The sequence below is a fragment of the Kribbella sp. VKM Ac-2569 genome (genome assembly GCF_004216905.1).
GTDB lineage: Bacteria > Actinomycetota > Actinomycetes > Propionibacteriales > Kribbellaceae > Kribbella.
The window spans coordinates 626,581-644,140 of sequence record NZ_SGXJ01000001.1 but is presented as its reverse complement, the minus strand read 5'-3'; the positions used below and the strand labels follow the sequence as shown (position 1 = coordinate 644,140).

Below are 17,560 nucleotides of genomic sequence, written 5' to 3'. Positions count from 1 at the left end.
CCGTCCGCACCTGTGGATATCCTGGGGCGCTGGCGCCGAACAGAGTGAGGTACTGCATGGAACCGGGCACCGTGGTCTGGCGGGAGACCGCTCAGTCACTGCTGCGGCAGAAATGGCTGATCCTGGGCTGCATCCTGCTCGGACTGCTCGGCGCCTCCGTGTTCGCGCTCTCCCAGACCGAGCGCTGGACCGCCTCGAGCCAGCTGGTGATCGGCCCGGCGGTGCCGCCGGCGCTGGTCGGCAAGCTGTCCACGTCCGCGGACAAGAGTGGCCCGCTGGGAATGGACCTGCCGGCCGAGACCCAGGCGCGGGTGATGGCCAGCCCGACGCTGCTCAAGGCCGTCGTCAAGGCGCTCGGCATGCCGGACAACGACCAGACCATCCAGGACCTGGCCGCGGTGACCCGGGTGAAGGCTGTCACCGACAACGCCTACCTGGTCACCACCGACGGCCCGACCGCGCAGAAGGCGGTCGACCGGGCGAACGCGATTGCGGCCATCTACCTGGCGCAGCGCAATACCGAGGCCAAGTCGCTGCTGACCAACCTGGCCGAGCAGGCCCAGGCCCGGTCGAAGACGGCGACCACGCAGTCTCGCAGCCTGGTCAGCCAGATCGATGAAGCCGTCGGTCGCGGCGACAACCAGACCGCGGCCGCACTGCGCGACCAGCGCGTCGGGCTGGCGACCGAGGCCCGGCAGGCCGCGGACGACGCGGCCGCGATGCTGAAGGCGCTGTCGACCGTCGGTTCCGGGAGCCAACTCGTCACGCCGGCGACGACCGACACCGCCAGCTCGTCGCCGATGGTTGCCCGCGACATCCTCGTCGGCGGCATCCTCGGTCTGGTCCTCGGCTTCGGTCTCGCGCTGCTGCGATCGCACCTGACGCCGTACATCCTGACCCGCGACCAGGCGGCGCGGGCCTCGTCCGCGCCGGTGATCGCGGCGTCCGAGGGAAATCGGCGGCGCGTGTGGCAGCGGTCCGCTCCGGAGCTCCCGCAGTACGAGATCACCGCGCTCGGCGCTGAGGCGAGCGGCGCGTTGGCGCGCCGCGAGCTCAACCCGCGCGCGTTCGCAGCCGGCGCCCCGGGCGCGCTCCTGGTCGTGTCGGCGTCCCCGACGCCGAACTCGGCGGGCATCGCACTGGCCATGGCCGAGGCGAACGCGCGCGACGGCCGCGAGACGCTGCTGGTGCTGGCCGACATCGAAGGTACGCCGGTGCTCCCGCATCTCACCGGGCACGAAGGCCTCACCGACCTGGTGAACGAGCCGGCCGCGACCCGCGCGATCCGGGCCAGGAAGCTGTTCCGGCCGGGGACCGTCGCGGACCTGTACGTGCTGCCGCCCGGGCTGAACCACGAGGAGACGGCCGAGGCGGTCGGCCCGTCGCTGGTACCGGGGATTGTCGCGGACCTGCCGCCCGGGTACTCCGTGGTGATCCACGGCCCGGCCTCGGTCGGGCGGCACGGCATCACCCCGCTCGCCGCGGCGGTCGACGCGTCGGTGCTCGTGGTGCAGGTCGGCCTCGACAAGGAGATGGACGTCGCGCGGCTGACGGGCGCCCTGCAGTTCGCCGGCGCCCCGGTGCTGGGCGTCGTACTGATCGGCACCTCCACGCAGGACGAGACGCTCGGGATCCCGCTGAACTACAAGCCGCTGGACGCGGGTACGCCGACGATGCGCTGATGTCCATGGCTTCCGGGACGCGATTGGCCCCCGCAGTGCCGGGCACGGTCGCCGGCGAGAGCGAGCGGCCGGCCTGGTTCTGGCTGATGCTGTGGTGCCTGTTCGTGCTCGGCGTGCAGCCCTGGTCGGCGCGGGTGGCTGCGCCGCAGGGCACGACCGGGTCCACGAACAGCATCGCCAAGGGGCTGCTGCTCGGAGCGGTTTTCATGGTCGCACTGGCGGCGACCAAGCCCGGGTTCCGGACCCGCGTGAATCCGGCCAGCTGGCTGTACGTGATGTACGTGCTGTTCGCGTGCGCGACGGCGTTCCTGCTGGCGGAGCCGATGGGGCCGCTGACCCGGTTGGCCCGTTTCCTGATCGGCCTGGTGCTGCTCTTCCTGCTGTGGGGGCCGTTGGTACAGGTGCCGGAGCGGCTGGTCCGCGCGCATCTGTGGGCCCACCTGTTGCTAGCAGCAACCGTCGTACTGAGTCTGGCAGTGGCCCCCTCGCAGGCGTGGCGGCCGCTGCGGTCCCTCGGCGCCGGGTACCGGCTGCAAGGCGTCATCATCCCGATGCTGCCGCCGCGCGTCGGCGAGGTCGGCGCGATCCTGCTCGGGCTGGCGTTGATCGGCCTGGTCTGCCGGAAGCTGGCCACACTGCCCGCGGTGATGCTGATCGGCCTCGGCGGCGTCCTGATCGCGGCCAGCCGGACCCGTACGTCGGCCGCCGCGGTCGCGTTGGGGCTCGTGATCGCACTGATCATCACCCGGAAGACGTGGCTCGGCCGCATCGCGTGCCTCGCCGTCCCGGGGTTGCTCGGCCTCGCGTTCCTGACCATCGGGTCGTTGCACACCTGGCTGCTGCGCGGCCAGGGCACGCAGCAGATCACATCGCTGAGCGGCCGTACGACGAGTTGGCAGGCGGTCCTCGACGAGAAGGTGTCGATCCAGACCGCGATCATCGGCCACGGACTCGGCAACAAGCGCGTGCTGCTCACCCGCGGTGAAGGCGACGTCGACGTGATGGCGATCGACAACAGCTGGCTCGGGCTCTACTGGGAGACCGGTCTGCTGGCTGTGGCGATCGTCGCGGTGGCGCTGATCGCGGCGTGGGTGTCGGTCCTCCGCGCGCCGACGCCGTACATCCGGGCCTGCGGCGCCTTGCTGCTCGGGTACGTCACGGCCGCGTCGCTGAACGAGAGCGGCCTGTCCGACCTGTCCTCGATGACGGTGCACCTACTGGTCGCCGCCGCGATCTGCGACAGCGACCGGCTACGGCAGCGAAGACGGGCGTCAGCTACTCACTGAGTCCTGGTCGAAGCCTGACTTCTGCCACTCGGACCAGGTCATCGTCATGCCGCGGTAGGCGAACCGATCGGCGCCTTGGTAGCTGTTGCGGCGGAACGTGATGGCGCCCGGTTGCGCGGGGGAGCGTTTGTTCTCCACCACGCCGAGGGACGAGGCGGCGTCGGTCATCACGATCAGGTTGCCCTCGACGAGGACGTTGCGTAGGACGTATGTACCGCGCGGACCGTCGCCGCGGGTGCGGGACTGGATGGACAGCGCGTTGCGGTTGTCCTGGATCAGGTTGCCCCGGACGTGTACGTCGGACGACGTGTTGACGTTGATGCCGCCGCCGTCCCAGAGCGAGCCGCCGGAGCCGCGGCCGGTGCCGAATCCGTTGTGCTGTACGACGTTCTGGTCGATGACGCCGGCGTAGCTGATCTCGTACCGGATGCCGTCCGCGGCGTTGTCGCGGATCCGGTTCCCGGTGATCCGGCGGTCGTACTCCGCGATGTCGCTCCACATCCCGATGCCGCGGTTCGCGACGATGTCGTTGCCGCTGACCTCACCGGACGAGCGGGTGGACTTGATCCCGCCGGACTCCCAGTCCGCGATCCAGAAGCCGTCGGAGTTGTTGCGGGTGACCAGGTTCGCGGCGATCCGGACGCCGGCGGACTTGTACTGGCCGATGCCGAGCTGTCCGTTGTCGGCGACCGTGTTCCGGCTGAGCTCGGCGTTGTCGCCCTCGATCACCATGATGCCGACGGCGTGGTTCCACCGGACCTCGTTGGCGGTCACCTTCCAGCTTCTGCCGGCCTGCAATGCGCCCGCCTGCGGGCGGCTCGCGAAGTGCTCGATCGTCAGGCCGGTCACCGTCACGTTGTCGGCCGACTTGTCGATCGCGGTCTGGGTGCGGGACATCTCTGTGACGTGCCCGGTCGGGTCGTCGCCGAGGTAGACCGTGTTGGCGCGGTAGTCGCCGTAGAAGGTGCCGGGCCTGAGCTGGCTGGGGCTCATCACACGGGTCAGGTGGTTGCCGTCGACGAACAGCTGCTCGCCTCGTTGGCACGGTTTGGTCTTGTCGTCCTCACACTGACCTTTGAGCGGGTACGCCGCCGGCAGCACACCCTGCACAGTCCAGGCGTTCCCGGTCCGCTTCCATCCGGTCAGCCGGACGGCGCCGCTCAGCACGGCGCCGGGCTCACCCGCGAGCGTGTCGCCCTCGCGCGGCTGGATCGCTCGCGTGAGGCGGTGGACGCCCTTCGCGAAACAGAACGTGGTGCCAGCGGGGGCGGCGTCGATGATCGGCTGCGGGTCGACGCCGACCGCGATAACGGTTCCCTTGCAGGCTTTCGCCGTGCTCGGGCCCGTCGGTCCAAGCACGGCGGCCGCCGCAGCCGGTGGAGCGGTGGGAACCGTCACCGTGACAGTTGGCGCGGGCTTCGACGCTTCTGGGGCGCTCCCTGAATCCGTGCAGCCCGACAACAACAGCAGCGCGGCACCAGCAGCCGCGACAACCCCACGCCTCATCGAGGTCCCTTCAACCGCCCCGGTGAACAGATCTGCGTGAGACTACCTGTTCGCGGGGTTTCTCAGGACAGGTACGTGTCTCGGGCGAGGTCGTATGCGAGTGCCTTCGCGACCTGCAGTGCGTCGTCCTCGTCCATTCGGTGTTGTACGACGAGGTCGGCCAGGTAGCCGGCGTCGATCCGGCGAGCGAGGTCGTGCCGCGCGGGAATCGACAGGTACGCGCGGGTGTCGTCGACGAAGCCGGACATGTTGTAGAAACCGGCCGTCTCGGTCACGAGCTCGCGGAACCGGCGCATGCCGTCGGGGCTGTCCAGGAACCACCACGGCGCACCGAGCCGCACCGCGGGGTAGACCCCCGCTAGCGGTGCTAGCTCCCTGCTGTAGACCGTCTCGTCGACGGTGAACAGCACCAACCGGAAACCCTCGACGTGACCGAACCGCTCGAGCACCGGCCGCAGCGACCGCGTGAACTCGGTCGTCACCGGGATGTCGTGCCCCTGGTCCGGCCCGTACGTCGCGAAGATCGCCGGATCGTGGTCCCGCAGTACGCCGGGGTGCAGCTGCATCACCAGTCCGTCCTCAGCCGACATCACCGCCGACTGGTACAGCATGTGCCCCGCGAACGCCGCCGCGTCCTCAGCCGTCACGTCACCCTTCAACGCGCCGGCGTAGATCCGCCCGGCCTCCGCGTCGGTCAGCGGTACGGCGGCCGCGCTCAGGTGACCGTGGTCGGTGGCGCGCGCGCCTGCCGCGATGAACGCCTGCCGACGTTGCCGGATCGCCTGCAGGAACCCGTCGTACGTCGAGGTGTCGACGTCGGCCAGCGCGCCGAGCTGCGTGATCAGCGCGGGCCAGCCGTCCCGGTCGACGTGGGCAACAGCGTCCGGGCGGAAGGTCGGGACCACCCGGCCCGGCAGGTCCGCGGCGAGCTTCGCGTGCTGGGCGAGGTCGTCGGTCGCGGCGTCGGTGGTCGAGATCAGCTCGATGTTGAAGCGGTCGAGCAGTGCTCGCGGCCGGAACTCGGACTCCGCGATCCGCGCCGAGATCTGGTCGTACAGCTCGTCGGCGGTCTCCGCGGACGGGTGCACGGTGAGGCCGAGGACCTCGGCGAACTCGTGCTCCAGCCAGTAGCGGCTCGGGGTGCCGAGGAACAGGTGCCAGTTGGCGCAGAACTCCCGCCAGATCTCCCGCGGCTCGGCGGTCTGCCGGCCGTCGCGGCGGGGGAGTCCGAGCTTGTCGGGGGAGACGCCCTGGGAGATCAGCATCCGGGTCACGTAGTGGTCCGGCACGACGAGCAGGTCGGCCGGGTTGCCGAACGGCGCGTCGGTGGCGAACAGCCCGATGTCGACGTGTCCGTGCAGGCACAGCAGCGGCAGGTCCTTCGTCGAGGCGTGGATCCGGCGGGCGACGTCCCGCGCGGCGCCGGCCGGCAGGGCGCGGTCCGGATGAGGCTGCAGGGCCTTCGGCATGGGTCCTCCGTTGAGCGGTTGAAACGGGCACTGCAAAGGATTGCAGTCCACCCTTGTCAGCACAAGGTGCGGTCCAGGGAACGGCGTCTTGACACAAGCTGCAACCGATTGCAGACTCGTCCGCGACCCCCTGAGGAGATGACCATGGCGGCAAATATCCGGGATGTGGCGCGGCTGGCCGGCGTATCGCCGTCGACGGTCTCGCGCGCGCTCTCGCTGCCCGGCATGGTCAACGCGACCACCAGGGCCCGCGTCGCGGCCGCGGTCGAGCAGCTCGGGTACGAGCCGAACCGGGCGGCCCGCGGCCTGATCACTGGCCGGACCGGCACCATCGGCCTGGTCGTGCCGGATCTGGCCAACCCGTTCTTCGCCAGCCTCACCAAGGGCGTGCAGGCGCGCGCCCGCCACCACGACGTGGCCGTGTTCGTCGCGGACACCGACGAGGACCCGGCGGCTGAGGCTGGGCTGGTGCGCGCACTGTCCAAGCAGGTCGACGGTGTTGTGCTGTGCTCGCCGCGGGCGAGTGACGAGGAGTTGGCGGCGATCGCCCAGGACACCACCGTCGTACTCGTCAACCGCACTGCCGTCGGCTTGCCGGGCGTTGCCTACGACAACGAGGACGGGATGCGGCAGGCCGTCGCCCATCTCGTTGCCCTCGGCCACCGTCGGATCGCGTGGGTCGGCGGACCGGCGACATCCTGGTCGACCCAGCACCGCGGCTTCGGCCTGCGCAACGCGGTCGAGGCGCTGCGGGCCGAGCTCGCACCGGTCGGCAACTTCGCGCCGACGTACGAAGGCGGTATGGCGGCCGCGGACCAGGTGGTCGCGACCGGCGCCACCGCGGTCGTGGCCTACAACGACCTGGTCGCGATCGGCCTGCTGGCCCGCCTGCACAGCCGCGGCATCTCGGTCCCGGGCGACCTGAGCGTGGTCGGGGTCGACGACATCGCGATGTCCAGGATGGCGCGGCCGGCGCTGACCACGGTCCGGCTGCCGAAGCAGGAGGCCGGCCGGATCGCCGTCGAGCTGCTGCTCGCGATGCTCGACGACCCGGAGAGCGCCGCCGAAGGTTCGAAGCACGGGGAGCTGCACGGGGAACTGATCGTCCGGGACTCGACCGGACCAGCACCACAGAAGTGATCAACCCGGCCAGTCGTGACGCTGTGCCGGGCCGCCCTTGATCCGAGGAGATACCCGATGCATCTGCAGCGGAAGTTGATCGCGGCCACCGGCCTGTTAGCTGTGCTGGTGGCCTGCGGCGCTCCGGCGCCGAACAAACCCGCCACCGAGAGCAGTGGCGACGTACCGGACAAGCCGGCCAAGGCCGTAACGTTGAACGTCCTCGACGTGGCCGGCAATCTGCAGCTGACCCAGGGAATGATCGACGACTTCGTCAAGCAGCACTCGGACGTGATCTCGAAGGTCACGTACTCGAAGGGACCCGCGCCCGAGCTGGCCGGCAAGATCAAGGCCCAGCAGAACGCGAACCGGGTCGACATCGACCTGGTGCTCACCGGCACCGACGGTCTCGCCGCCGGCCGGGAGCAGGGCCTGTGGACCGACCTGCTGACGAAGTACTCCGGCCGACTGCCCGGTATGAAGGACTACCTGCCGCCCGCACAGAAGATGCAGGAACTGGGTGGCAAGGAAGGTGTGACGGTCACCTACTACCCGTCCGGCCCGCTGCTCGAGTACATGCCGTCGAAGGTCCCGTCGCCGCCCAAGACCGCCGACGACCTGCTCGCCTACGCGAAGGCCAACAAGGGCAAGGTCATGTACGCCCGGCCCGCGAACTCCGGCCCCGGCCGCACGTTCCTGATGGGCCTGCCGTACATCCTCGGCGACAAGGATCCGAAGGACCCGGTGAACGGCTGGGACAAGACCTGGGCGTACCTCAAGGAACTCAACCAGTACGTCGACTTCTACCCGTCCGGCACCGCCGACACGATGAAGGCGCTCGCCAACGGCTCGGCCAACATCATCGCCAGTACGACGGGCTGGGACATCAACCCGCGCGTCCTCGGCACCGTTCCGAAGGAGGCCGCGATCACGCCGATCCAGGGCTTCCACTGGGTCACCGACGCGCACTACGCCGTCGTACCGAAGGGTGTGTCGACCGACAAGCAGGCGGCGATCCTGCAGCTGCTGCAGTTCATGCTGACGCCCGAGCAGCAGGCCAAGGCGTACGACAAGGGGTACTTCTACCCGGGGCCGGCGATCAAGGGTGTCGAGCTGTCGCAGGCGCCGCAGGAGAGCAAGGACGCGATCGCGGAGTTCGGCCGGCCGGAGTACGACAAGTTGATTGCCGACAATCCGACAGAGGTACCGCTGGACGCGAAGGCGCTGGTGGCCGCCTTCGACAAGTGGGACCGCGAGGTCGGCGGCAGCAAGGTGAAGGGCTCGTGACCGGATTCGACCAGCTGCGCCTGGAGGGCGTCTCCCGCCGGTTCGGTACGGCGGACGCGTTGTCCGGGCTCGATCTGACTATCGAGCGGGGCGAGTTCATCGCCCTGCTCGGTCCGTCCGGTTGCGGAAAGTCGACCGCGCTGAACTGCCTGGCCGGCCTGCTCCCGTTGACCGCGGGCGCGATCTGGCAGGACGACCAGCGGATCGACACGCTGCCGCCGGAGAAGCGCGGTTTCGGCATGGTGTTCCAGAACTATGCGCTGTTCCCGCACCTGACCGTCCGCGACAACATCGCGTTCGGCCTGCGGATGCGGCACTTGCCGAAGGACGACGTACGGCGGCGGACGACCGAGGCGATCGAGACGGTGCAGCTGACCGAGCATGCGAGCAAGCTGCCCGGGCAGCTGTCCGGCGGTCAGCAGCAGCGGGTGGCGATCGCCCGCGCGACCGTACTCGAGCCGTCGCTGGTGCTGATGGACGAGCCGCTGAGCAACCTGGACGCCAAGCTTCGCCTGGAGATGCGTACCGAGATCCGCCGGCTGCACCAGTCGCTCGGGCTGACCACCGTGTACGTCACGCACGACCAGGAAGAAGCGCTCAGCATGGCCGACCGCCTGGTCGTCATGCGGCAGGGCAAGGTGCAGCAGATCGGCACGCCCGAGGAGGTACACACCAAGCCGTCGACCTGGCACGTCGCCGACTTCATGGGCTACCGCAACCTGCTGCCGCTGAAGGCGTCGCAGATGAACGGCGACCAGGTGACCGTGGACCTCGGCGGTACGGCGATCCGCGGGTCCGCGCAGGGTGCTGTCGCGCCGGGCGACGACGTGATCGCTGCGGTGCGCCCTGAGGACGTGAAGCTCGCGGATCAAGGCGTGAAGGGGCTCATCGAGGTCGTCGAGTACCAGGGCCGCGAGCGCGCGGTCGAGGTGGTTCTGGACGATGACGTTCGCTTGCATGTCCGGACCGAGCGCCGGGTCGAGGCGGGGGAGCAGGTGGCGCTGACCGTCACGCCCGGGCGGCTCCTGGTGTATCCGTCATGAGCGCGATCTGGCAGCACCGGCTGGCCGAGCGCGGTGTCGACCGCCGTCTGTGGTTGTTGCTCCCGGCCACGATCTTCGTCCTGTTGCTCTTCATCTACCCGTTCTTGTACGGGCTCAGCCTGTCGTTCCAGCCCATGCAGGGCGGCGGCGTGCTGGCCAACTACGACAAGTTCTTCAGCGACGCGTACCAGCGCGACACGATCGCGACCACGCTGAAGATCGCGCTCCCCGCGGCGCTGCTGAACGTGCTGGCCGCCGTTCCGATCGCGTTCCGCCTGCGCGGCCGGTTCCGCGGCAAGCGGCTGCTGACCACGATCCTCGTCGTACCGATCACCCTCGGGACCGTGCTCACCGCGCAGGGACTGCTCAACTACCTCGGCCCGACCGGCTGGCTCAACCGCGTCCTGCTCAGCCTGCACATTGTTGACAATCCGATCCGCCTCACGAACAACTACTGGGGTGTGTTCTTCTCGCTCGTCATCACCGGGTTCCCCTTCGCGTTCCTGCTGGTGCTGTCGTACCTGTCCGGGATCGACCCGACGCTGGAGCGGGCCGCGGCGACCCTCGGCGCCTCCCGCGCGCAGCGGTTCCGGCGGATCACCCTCCCGTTGTTGGCACCCGGATTGGCGACAACCTTTTTGTTGACATTCGTACTGGCGTTCTCGGTGTTCCCGTCGGCGGTGCTGGTCGGTAACCCGGCCGGATCCACCCGCGTCATCTCGCTGGCGGCGTACCAGGCGGCGTACGAGCAGTACGACTACTCGTACGCGTCGGCGATCGCGATGGTGATGGGCGCGGTGGAGCTGGTCGTCGTGGCGATCGTGTTGCTGTGGCGGTCGCGGCTCTACACCGGATCGACGGGAGGCAAAGGATGAAGCAGATTCGTGCCACCCCGTTGGGCTGGGTGATCTGGGCCGTCGTCGTGTTCTTCTTCGTCAACCTCGCCGGCATCGTGCTGTCGGTGCTGGTCAGCTCGTTCGGCACGAAGTGGTTCGACACCTGGTTCCCGAGCGGTTTCACCACCCAGTGGTACGGCGACGCGTGGCGAGAGTTCACGTTGTTCCACGTCATCGTCGTCACGCTGCTCGTGTCCGCGCTGGTCGTCGTACTGTCGGTGCTCGTCGGCGCGCCCGCGGCGTACGTGCTGGCCAGGAAGAACTTCCCCGGCAAGCGGCTGGTGTACCTGACGTTCCTGCTGCCGATCCTGATGCCGCCGATCACTTATGGCATCCCGCTCGCGACGGTGCTCTACAAGTTCGGCTTCGCGGGGCACCTGTCCGGTGTCGTGCTGGCGAACCTGGTGCCGTCGGTGCCGTTCGTGATCCTCACGATGACGCCGTTCATCGAGCAGGTCGACCCGCGGATCGAGGACGCGGCCCGGATGCTCGGTGCCGGTACGCGCGCGGTGTTCCTGAAGATCCTCGCGCCGCTGCTCGTCCCCGGCCTGCTGGCCTCGGCGATCCTGGTGCTGGTGCGGACGGTCGGAATGTTCGAGTTGACGTTCCTCACCGCCGGGCCGGACTCGCAGACGCTCGTGGTCGCGTTGTACTACTCGATGTCCGCCGCCGGGATCCGGGCGCAACAGTCCGTCGACGCGATGGCCGTGATCTACACCGCGATGATGCTGGTACTTCTGGTGGTGGCTCTTCGTTTCGTCAACCCAACCCAATTGGTCGCCCGAGTGAAGGAAGAACCCTCCGAATGAATTCCAGCAGGCTCAGTCTCACCAACCTCCCCGTCGCCCCCGCGGTCGACCCGAAGGCGTTGTCGGTCGGCATCGTCCATCTCGGGATCGGTGCGTTCCATCGCGCCCATCAGGCCGTCGTCACCGAACGGGCAGCGGTCGAAACCGGCGAGACCCGGTGGGGTATCACCGGTGTGAGCCAGCGCTCCACCACGGTCCGCGACCAGCTGGCACCGCAGGACGCTCTGTACTCCGTCCTCGAGCGCGGCCTCGGCGAGCCGTCGGTCCAGGTGATCGGCAGCATCCGCGAGGTGCTGACCGTGCCCGAGGACCCGGAGGCCGTGGTCGCGCGGATCGCGGATCCGGCGGTGTCGGTGGTGACGCTGACCGTCACCGAGAAGGGGTACCGGGCCGCCGGTGCCGGGCTGAACCTGGACGATCCGGAGATCCAGGCCGACCTGACCGGCCGTCCGCCGCGCACGGTCGTCGGCCAGCTGGCGGCGGCGATCGCCCGTCGCGAAGAGCCGTTGACGATCGTCTCCTGTGACAACCTGGTTGCCAACGGCCCCTTCTTGCGGACGCTGGTGACCGAGTACTTCGATGCGCTCGGCAAGGTTCCCGCGACGTTCGAGGGGACGCGGTTCCCGGCCAGCATGGTGGACCGGATCGTGCCGGCGACGACGGACGCGGACCGCGACGAGGCCGCTCGGCTGCTCGGCGTACGGGACGAGGCCGTGGTGGTCGCGGAACCCTTCCTGCAATGGGTGATCGAGGACGACTTCGCGGGTGCGCGTCCCGCTTGGGAGCGCGGTGGCGCCGTACTCACCGGTGATGTCGCGCCGTGGGAGCAGGCCAAGCTGCGGATGCTCAACGCCACGCACTCGATGCTCGCGTACCTCGGTGCGCTGCGCGGGTACGAGACGATCGCTGAGGCGGTTCGCGACGAGGAGCTCGGCGGGCTCGCGCGGCAGCTGATGACCGATGACGTCGTACCGACTCTCATGCCACCCGACGGGCTGGACCTGGCGGCGTACGGCGCGACCGTGCTGGAACGGTTCGAGAACCCGGCGCTGAAGCACCGCACCCGCCAGGTCGCGATGGACGGCTCGGTCAAGCTCCCGGTCCGCATGCTCGGCACAGTCCGCGACCGCCTGACAGCCGGCGCCGAGCCACGCACAATCTCACTAGCCGTCGCCGCCTGGATGGTCTACGTCCAACGCACCCCAGACCTGGACGACCCCCAGGCAGCCCGCCTCAAGTCCGCAGCAGCAGACACCACAGACCCCACCAAACTGGTAGACGCCCTACTAGCCATCGACACCATCTTCACCCCCGACCTACGAGACTCACAGCTCTTCCGCGACCTCCTCGTAGACCACGTCAACACCTTGACCCACTAGGTCCTGTCGGGCAGTCCAGACAGGACCTAGCCCGTAGTCAGCAGACTGCGGCGACGCTTGTTGCGGTGACGTGCACGGAGTTCTTCACCTTGGTGGTCAAGGTGACGTTGGCGGCCGCGGTCCCGGGGACGGGCAGTGATCGGACAAGACGAACGCGCTCACCTCTCGTGAAAGCTCGCGTGTAGGCGCACTGTCGCTGAGAGGGTTGGAGCCCTGCAGCCATCGGGTTTGGGGTTGGGGAATCCTGCTGGTCGATTGAGGTGCGCGGGGTTACCCAGCCTCGGTGGGCGATCCCGCGGCGCGGCCCCGGCGTGCGGTGGTGGGGATTGCGGGAGCCCAGGTGGGTGGGGCAGTTCACTGCGGGAGGATTGTGAGGATGCCGGTGGCGTCCAGGACTGCTTTGCCTAGGGTGAAGGCGCTGGTGGTGTCCTGGCCGGTGGTGCGCCATGCCTTGGCCGTGTACCACTGGCCGGTTTTCTGGAAGCGTTCGGCGGCGAGGCTGTCGAGGATGTAGGTGTTGTCGTTCAGGGTGACCTCGCCGGCCGGGATGACCGCGCCGGCGTTCTGCACCATGCCGGTCGCGGTGGTGCCGCCGCGCATCGTCACCTGGTTGCCGGAGACAACGATGTCGCGGAGCAGGTTGGTGCCCCACGGGCCGGAGCCGCGCGTGCGGGACTGGATCGCGATCCCGTTCACGTTGTTCGCCACCACGTTGTCGCGGACCTGGACGTTCGACGAGGTGTTGACGTTGATCCCGCCGCCGTCCCACAGCGACGTACCGGATCCGCGGCCGGTGCCGAAACCGTTGCCGCTGACCACGTTGTCCTCGATGATGCCGTTGCGGCCGATCTCGTAGCGGATCCCGTCCGCGGCGTTGTCGAGGATCTGGTTGCTGCTGAACGTGCGGCTGTCGTCGTACGCGTCGCTCCACAGCCCGACGCCGCGGTTGTACTGGATCAGGTTGCCGCTCACCCAGCCGCCACTGGACCAGGTGGTCTTGATCCCGCCGGACTCCCAGTCCGCGATCCAGAAGCCGTCGGTGTTGTTGTAGCTGACCTCGTTGGAGGCAATGGTTGCCTTGAGCGTGCTGTACTGGCCGATGCCGAGCTGGCCGTTCGAGTGGATGTGGTTCTGCTCGAGTACGGCGCCGTCCGCGTTCACCAGCATCGCGCCGACCCCGTGGTTCCAGCGGATGTCGTTGGCGATCACCTTCCAGCCCAGGCCGAGTACCACAGCACCGCCCTGCGGCGGGGTGGCGAAGTGCTCGATTGTCAGCCCGCGGACGGTCACATTGGTCGCACTCGATTCGATCGCGGTCTGCGTCTTCGACATCTCGATCGAGTGCCCGGCCGGGTTGCTGCCCAGGTAGATGGCGTTCGCCACGTAGTCGGCGTAGAAGGTGCCCGGGGCAACCTTGTCGCGCGTTGCCACCCGGGTCAGATGTTTGCTGTCCAGGAACAGCTGCTCGCCCAGGTGGCAGATGTTCGCCGTGTTGTCCTCACATTGCCCGGTCTGCGCGTACGCCGGTGGCAGGGCTCCCGTGGTCACCCAGTCGCCGTTGTTCGCCGTCCACTTGGTCAGTCTGATCGATCCCGTGAGTACGGCGCCGTTGTTGCCGGCGAGCACCTGGTCCGCCTTCGGGTGGATCGTCTCGGTGATCCGGTGCCAGCCGGCCGTGAAGCAGAACGTCGTACCGGTCGGGGCGTCGTCGACGATCCGGGCGGCGTTGTCGGTGGTCCGGATCGGCACACCGCTGCAGGCGGGCGCGAGCGCGGGACCGGTCCGGAACGTCCCGTCGGCCGGCGGAACGGCGGCGGATGGAGTGATGGTAGGTGGAATGGTTGCAGGTGGAGTGAGGGCACCCTGGGCAGGCAGGGGGCCGACGGCAACCAGACTGGTGCCGACTGCAACAACTGCAACAACTGCTGTCCTCATAGCGGAGCCTCCGGTGGCACAGGTAGCCCTGAGCGCACCCCCCATGGCGCGGCTTCGCTACGCAGATTACCCCTACGTCACGTAGTCATGGCAATACGTAGCGCACAAACATGTTGCGAAAGGCAAGCGGTCAGTTCGCCAGGAAGCTGCCGATCGTGTCCAGGCCCGCGTCCCGCCAGCCGGCCGCGGTGAGCTTGGTGCCGAAGCGGGCGAACCGCTGGGTGCCGAGGTCGTCGAGGACGTACTTGTTGCCGCTGAACACCACTTCGCCGGCCGGAACCGCGGCGCCGGAGTTCTGGACCATGCCGGTGGCCTGGGTCCCGCCGGTCATCTCGATGGTGTTCCCGCTGACCTGGACGTCGCGCAGCAGGTACGTGCCCCACGGGCCGCTGCCACGGGTCCGGGACTGGATCGTCACGCCGTTGACGTTGCCCGAGACCCGGTTGCCCTTGATGGTGACCCCGGTCGAGGTGTTCACGTTGATCCCGCCGCCGTCCCACAGCGACGTACCGGAGCCGCGGCCGGTGCCGAAGCCGTTGCCGGTCACCGTGTTGCCTTCGATGGTGCCGTTGCGGCTGATCTCGTACCGGATGCCGTCCGCCGCATTGCCGACAATCTGATTGTCGCTGATCACCCGGCCGTCGTCGGCGACGTCGGCCCACATCCCGATGCCCAGGTTGGACTTGATGACGTTGCCGCTCACGGTGCCGGACGAGCGGGTGGACTTGATGCCGCCGGACTCCCAGTCGGCGATCCAGAAGCCGTCGGTGTTGTTGGAGCTGATCACGTTCCGCGTGACGGCGGCCGCGGCCGAGCTGTACTGCCCGAGGCCGAGCTGGCCGTTGTGGTGGATCAGGTTCTTGTCGACCTTGGTGCTGTTCGCCTTCACCAGCATCACGCCGACCGCGTGGTTCCAGCGAATGTCGTTGGCGGTCACTTTCCAGCTGGGCCCGGAGACGAGCGCCCCGGCCTGCGGTGCGCTGGCGAAGTGCTCGATCGTCAGCCCGCGGACGGCCACGCCGCTCGCGCCGGACTCGATCGCGGTCGCGGTCTTCGACATCTCGACCTCGTGACCGACCGGGTTGCTGCCGAGGTAGATCGTGTTCGCCGCGTAGTCGGCGTAGAACTTGCCGGCCTTGACCGCCGCGACACTCGCGACCCGCGTCAGGTGCGTGTCGTCGAGGAACAACTGTTCCCTCAGATAGCAGATGTTCGCCTTGTTGTCCTCGCACTCACCGCTCTTGCCGTACGCCGACGGCAGCGCACCCCGCACCACCCAGACGGACCCGGACCTGGCCCACCCGCTCAGCGGAACCGACCCGGTGAGTACGGCGCGCTGCGCGCTCGCCAGCACCTGATTCGCCTTCGGACGGATGGTGTCGCTGATCCGGTGCAGACCGGCCGCGAAGCAGAACGTCGTACCCGCCGGCTTGGAGTTCACGATCGACTGGGCGTTCTGGCCGGGCTTGATCACCGTGCCGACGCACGGTCCGGCGACGGCGGGGCCAGCCTCGTCGGAGTCGACGCCGGGTGGCTTCGGGAGCTTCGGCTCGACCGGCTTGCTCGGCGTCGCCGATGTCGTCGGCTTGCGGGTCGGATGCGTCGTCGTGCCGGGCTTCTTCGGCGGTGCGGTGGTGGCTGTGGTCTTCGGCTGGGTCGTGCCGGGCTTGGCCGTGGTGGTTTTGCCTGGGCGGTGCGAGGGCAGCGCTCGGGACGCGGTCTGCTCGGCGTCCTCGGACTTCGCTGTTGTGGTCGCCTTGTTTTCGTTGGCGATCACAGGCACCGCGACCGAGACAACGGCCGCCGCCGCAGCGATGAGCGCTGCGAACCACAACTTCCTCAATGCACTCTCCTGGGAGGCGGGCGAAACCAGGTGTAGTTACTGCGGGACTTAAGGTAGTCCCATGCGGGTCGCCATGTTGCACAACCGTTACCGGACCGGTCAACCCAGTGGGGAGAACACGGTTGTCGCGCAAACGGTTGATTTGTTGAGTAACTCAGGACATGACATCGACCTGTACGCCCGGAACAGCGACGACATCGCCGAGATGGGGCGAAAAGATCGCGCACTGTTACCGTCTCGCTCCGTTTGGTCATTTTCGGCGGAACGCGATTTAACACAGCTATTGCAGGCGCAGCGGCCCGATGTGGTGCATGTGCACAACACTTTCCCGTTGTTCAGCCCCTCGGTCCTGCGGGCGGCGTACCGGCTGAACCTTCCGGTCGTGGCGACGTTGCACAACTTCCGGCTGCTGTGTGCGAACGGTGTTCTGCAGCGCGACGGCAGACCGTGCGAGTCCTGCATCGGCAAGGTGCCGCTGGCGGCCGTGAAGCACGGTTGCTACCGCGACTCGCGGGTGCAGACGTTGCCGCTGGCGACGAGCATCGGCGTGCACAACGCCTTGAACACTTGGCAGCGGTACGTCGGGACGTTCGTCGTACCGTCCGAGTTCGTGCGGGACCGGTACGCCGCGGCCGGGTTCGATCCGGAGCGGTTCGTGGTGAAGCCGCACGCCATACCGCATTCGGGTGCGGTGCGCAGCGGTGCGGGGGACGCGGTGGTGTTCCTCGGGCGGTTGAGCGAGGACAAGGGGTTCGCGGATCTTCTGCAGGTGTGGGACGCGTCGCTCGGCCGATTGGTTGTGGTGGGCGATGGTCCGCTGCGGGCGGCGGCCGAGGAACGCGCCCGGAAAGACCTGTCGATTCAGGTGCTTGGTCAACTGCCGTGGGCGGACGGCATGGAACAGCTGCGGTCCGCGCGCGTCGCCGTCGTACCGGCGCGGTCGTATGAGAGCTTCGGGCTCGTAGTGGTGGAGGCTTTCGCGCACGGGGTGCCCGTGGTCGCGTCCCGGCTCGGGGCGCTCGCGGAGCTGGTTGACGACGGTGAATCCGGTGCGCTGACCGCGCCCGGCGATCCGGAAGGATTGCGGAAAGCGATCGGGTTGGTGGCTGATCCCGAGACTTCGATAGCCTTCGGCGAACGAGCCCGTCAGGTCTATCTGGAACGCTTCACACCGGAGCGTGACCTGGAGGCCACGGAAAGGATCTACACCGATGCGATCGCCCGGCACTCCGCCAACGGCCGGGCGCGCACGGAACCACGGGTATGAAGACGCAGGGGGCGGCGTCGTGCCGGACGGAATTCAGGA

Annotated in this window: 13 protein-coding genes; 9 read left to right on the top strand and 4 right to left on the bottom strand. The window is 68.4% G+C overall.

Annotation, left to right across the window (positions count from 1 at the left end; all coding sequences use genetic code 11):
- Window positions 1–56: 56 nt before the first annotated feature.
- The gene (locus tag EV649_RS02935) at window positions 57–1,682 is read left to right on the top strand and encodes a Wzz/FepE/Etk N-terminal domain-containing protein (protein ID WP_130380219.1); all 1,626 of its coding nucleotides are present in this window, start codon (window positions 57–59) and stop codon (window positions 1,680–1,682) included.
- Window positions 1,682–2,968, top strand: coding sequence for a hypothetical protein (locus tag EV649_RS02930; protein WP_241997683.1), 1,287 nt, complete (start codon window positions 1,682–1,684; stop codon window positions 2,966–2,968). The genes EV649_RS02935 and EV649_RS02930 overlap by 1 nt, the downstream gene beginning before the upstream one ends.
- Here EV649_RS02930 and EV649_RS02925 read toward each other — a convergent pair.
- Both EV649_RS02925 and uxaC read right to left on the bottom strand, forming a co-directional pair.
- Window positions 2,954–4,366: a right-handed parallel beta-helix repeat-containing protein gene (locus EV649_RS02925; protein WP_241997682.1), complete on the bottom strand. Its 1,413-nt coding sequence runs from the start codon at window positions 4,364–4,366 to the stop codon at window positions 2,954–2,956. The genes EV649_RS02930 and EV649_RS02925 overlap by 15 nt on opposite strands.
- Window positions 4,367–4,536: 170 nt before the next feature.
- On the bottom strand, window positions 4,537–5,943 hold the full coding sequence (uxaC, locus tag EV649_RS02920; RefSeq protein WP_130380215.1) for a glucuronate isomerase: 1,407 nt from the start codon (window positions 5,941–5,943) through the stop codon (window positions 4,537–4,539).
- 144 nt (window positions 5,944–6,087) lie between these two features.
- Here uxaC and EV649_RS02915 point away from each other — a divergent pair, with 144 nt between their 5' ends.
- The 6 genes from EV649_RS02915 to EV649_RS02890 are packed head-to-tail and all read left to right on the top strand — an operon-like array spanning window position 6,088 to window position 12,476.
- Entirely contained in the window at window positions 6,088–7,083 is a 996-nt protein-coding gene (locus EV649_RS02915; protein WP_130380213.1) for a LacI family DNA-binding transcriptional regulator, read from the top strand.
- A gap of 57 nt (window positions 7,084–7,140) precedes the next feature.
- Window positions 7,141–8,349: an extracellular solute-binding protein gene (locus tag EV649_RS02910; RefSeq protein WP_130380211.1), complete on the top strand. Its 1,209-nt coding sequence runs from the start codon at window positions 7,141–7,143 to the stop codon at window positions 8,347–8,349.
- Window positions 8,346–9,392 carry an ABC transporter ATP-binding protein gene (locus EV649_RS02905; RefSeq protein WP_130380209.1) on the top strand — a complete coding sequence of 349 codons (1,047 nt, stop codon included), beginning with the start codon at window positions 8,346–8,348 and terminating at the stop codon, window positions 9,390–9,392. The genes EV649_RS02910 and EV649_RS02905 overlap by 4 nt, the downstream gene beginning before the upstream one ends.
- Window positions 9,389–10,267, top strand: coding sequence for a sugar ABC transporter permease (locus tag EV649_RS02900; protein ID WP_130380207.1), 879 nt, complete (start codon window positions 9,389–9,391; stop codon window positions 10,265–10,267). The genes EV649_RS02905 and EV649_RS02900 overlap by 4 nt, the downstream gene beginning before the upstream one ends.
- Window positions 10,264–11,097, top strand: a complete 834-nt coding sequence (locus EV649_RS02895; RefSeq protein ID WP_130380205.1) for an ABC transporter permease subunit — start codon at window positions 10,264–10,266, stop codon at window positions 11,095–11,097. Before EV649_RS02900 ends, EV649_RS02895 begins: the two co-directional genes overlap by 4 nt.
- A complete protein-coding gene (locus tag EV649_RS02890; RefSeq protein ID WP_130380203.1) occupies window positions 11,094–12,476 on the top strand; it encodes a mannitol dehydrogenase family protein in 1,383 nt (460 codons plus the stop codon). Before EV649_RS02895 ends, EV649_RS02890 begins: the two co-directional genes overlap by 4 nt.
- Before the next feature lie 354 nt (window positions 12,477–12,830).
- Here EV649_RS02890 and EV649_RS02885 read toward each other — a convergent pair whose 3' ends face one another.
- Both EV649_RS02885 and EV649_RS02880 read right to left on the bottom strand, forming a co-directional pair.
- A complete protein-coding gene (locus EV649_RS02885) occupies window positions 12,831–14,411 on the bottom strand; it encodes a right-handed parallel beta-helix repeat-containing protein (protein ID WP_241997681.1) in 1,581 nt (526 codons plus the stop codon).
- A 130-nt stretch (window positions 14,412–14,541) separates the two neighbouring features.
- Window positions 14,542–16,254: a right-handed parallel beta-helix repeat-containing protein gene (locus EV649_RS02880; protein WP_241997680.1), complete on the bottom strand. Its 1,713-nt coding sequence runs from the start codon at window positions 16,252–16,254 to the stop codon at window positions 14,542–14,544.
- Between the two features lie 61 nt (window positions 16,255–16,315).
- On the opposite strand from EV649_RS02880, the gene EV649_RS02875 reads away from it, so the two are divergent.
- Window positions 16,316–17,521, top strand: coding sequence for a glycosyltransferase family 4 protein (locus EV649_RS02875; protein ID WP_130380199.1), 1,206 nt, complete (start codon window positions 16,316–16,318; stop codon window positions 17,519–17,521).
- Window positions 17,522–17,560 lie beyond the last annotated feature (39 nt).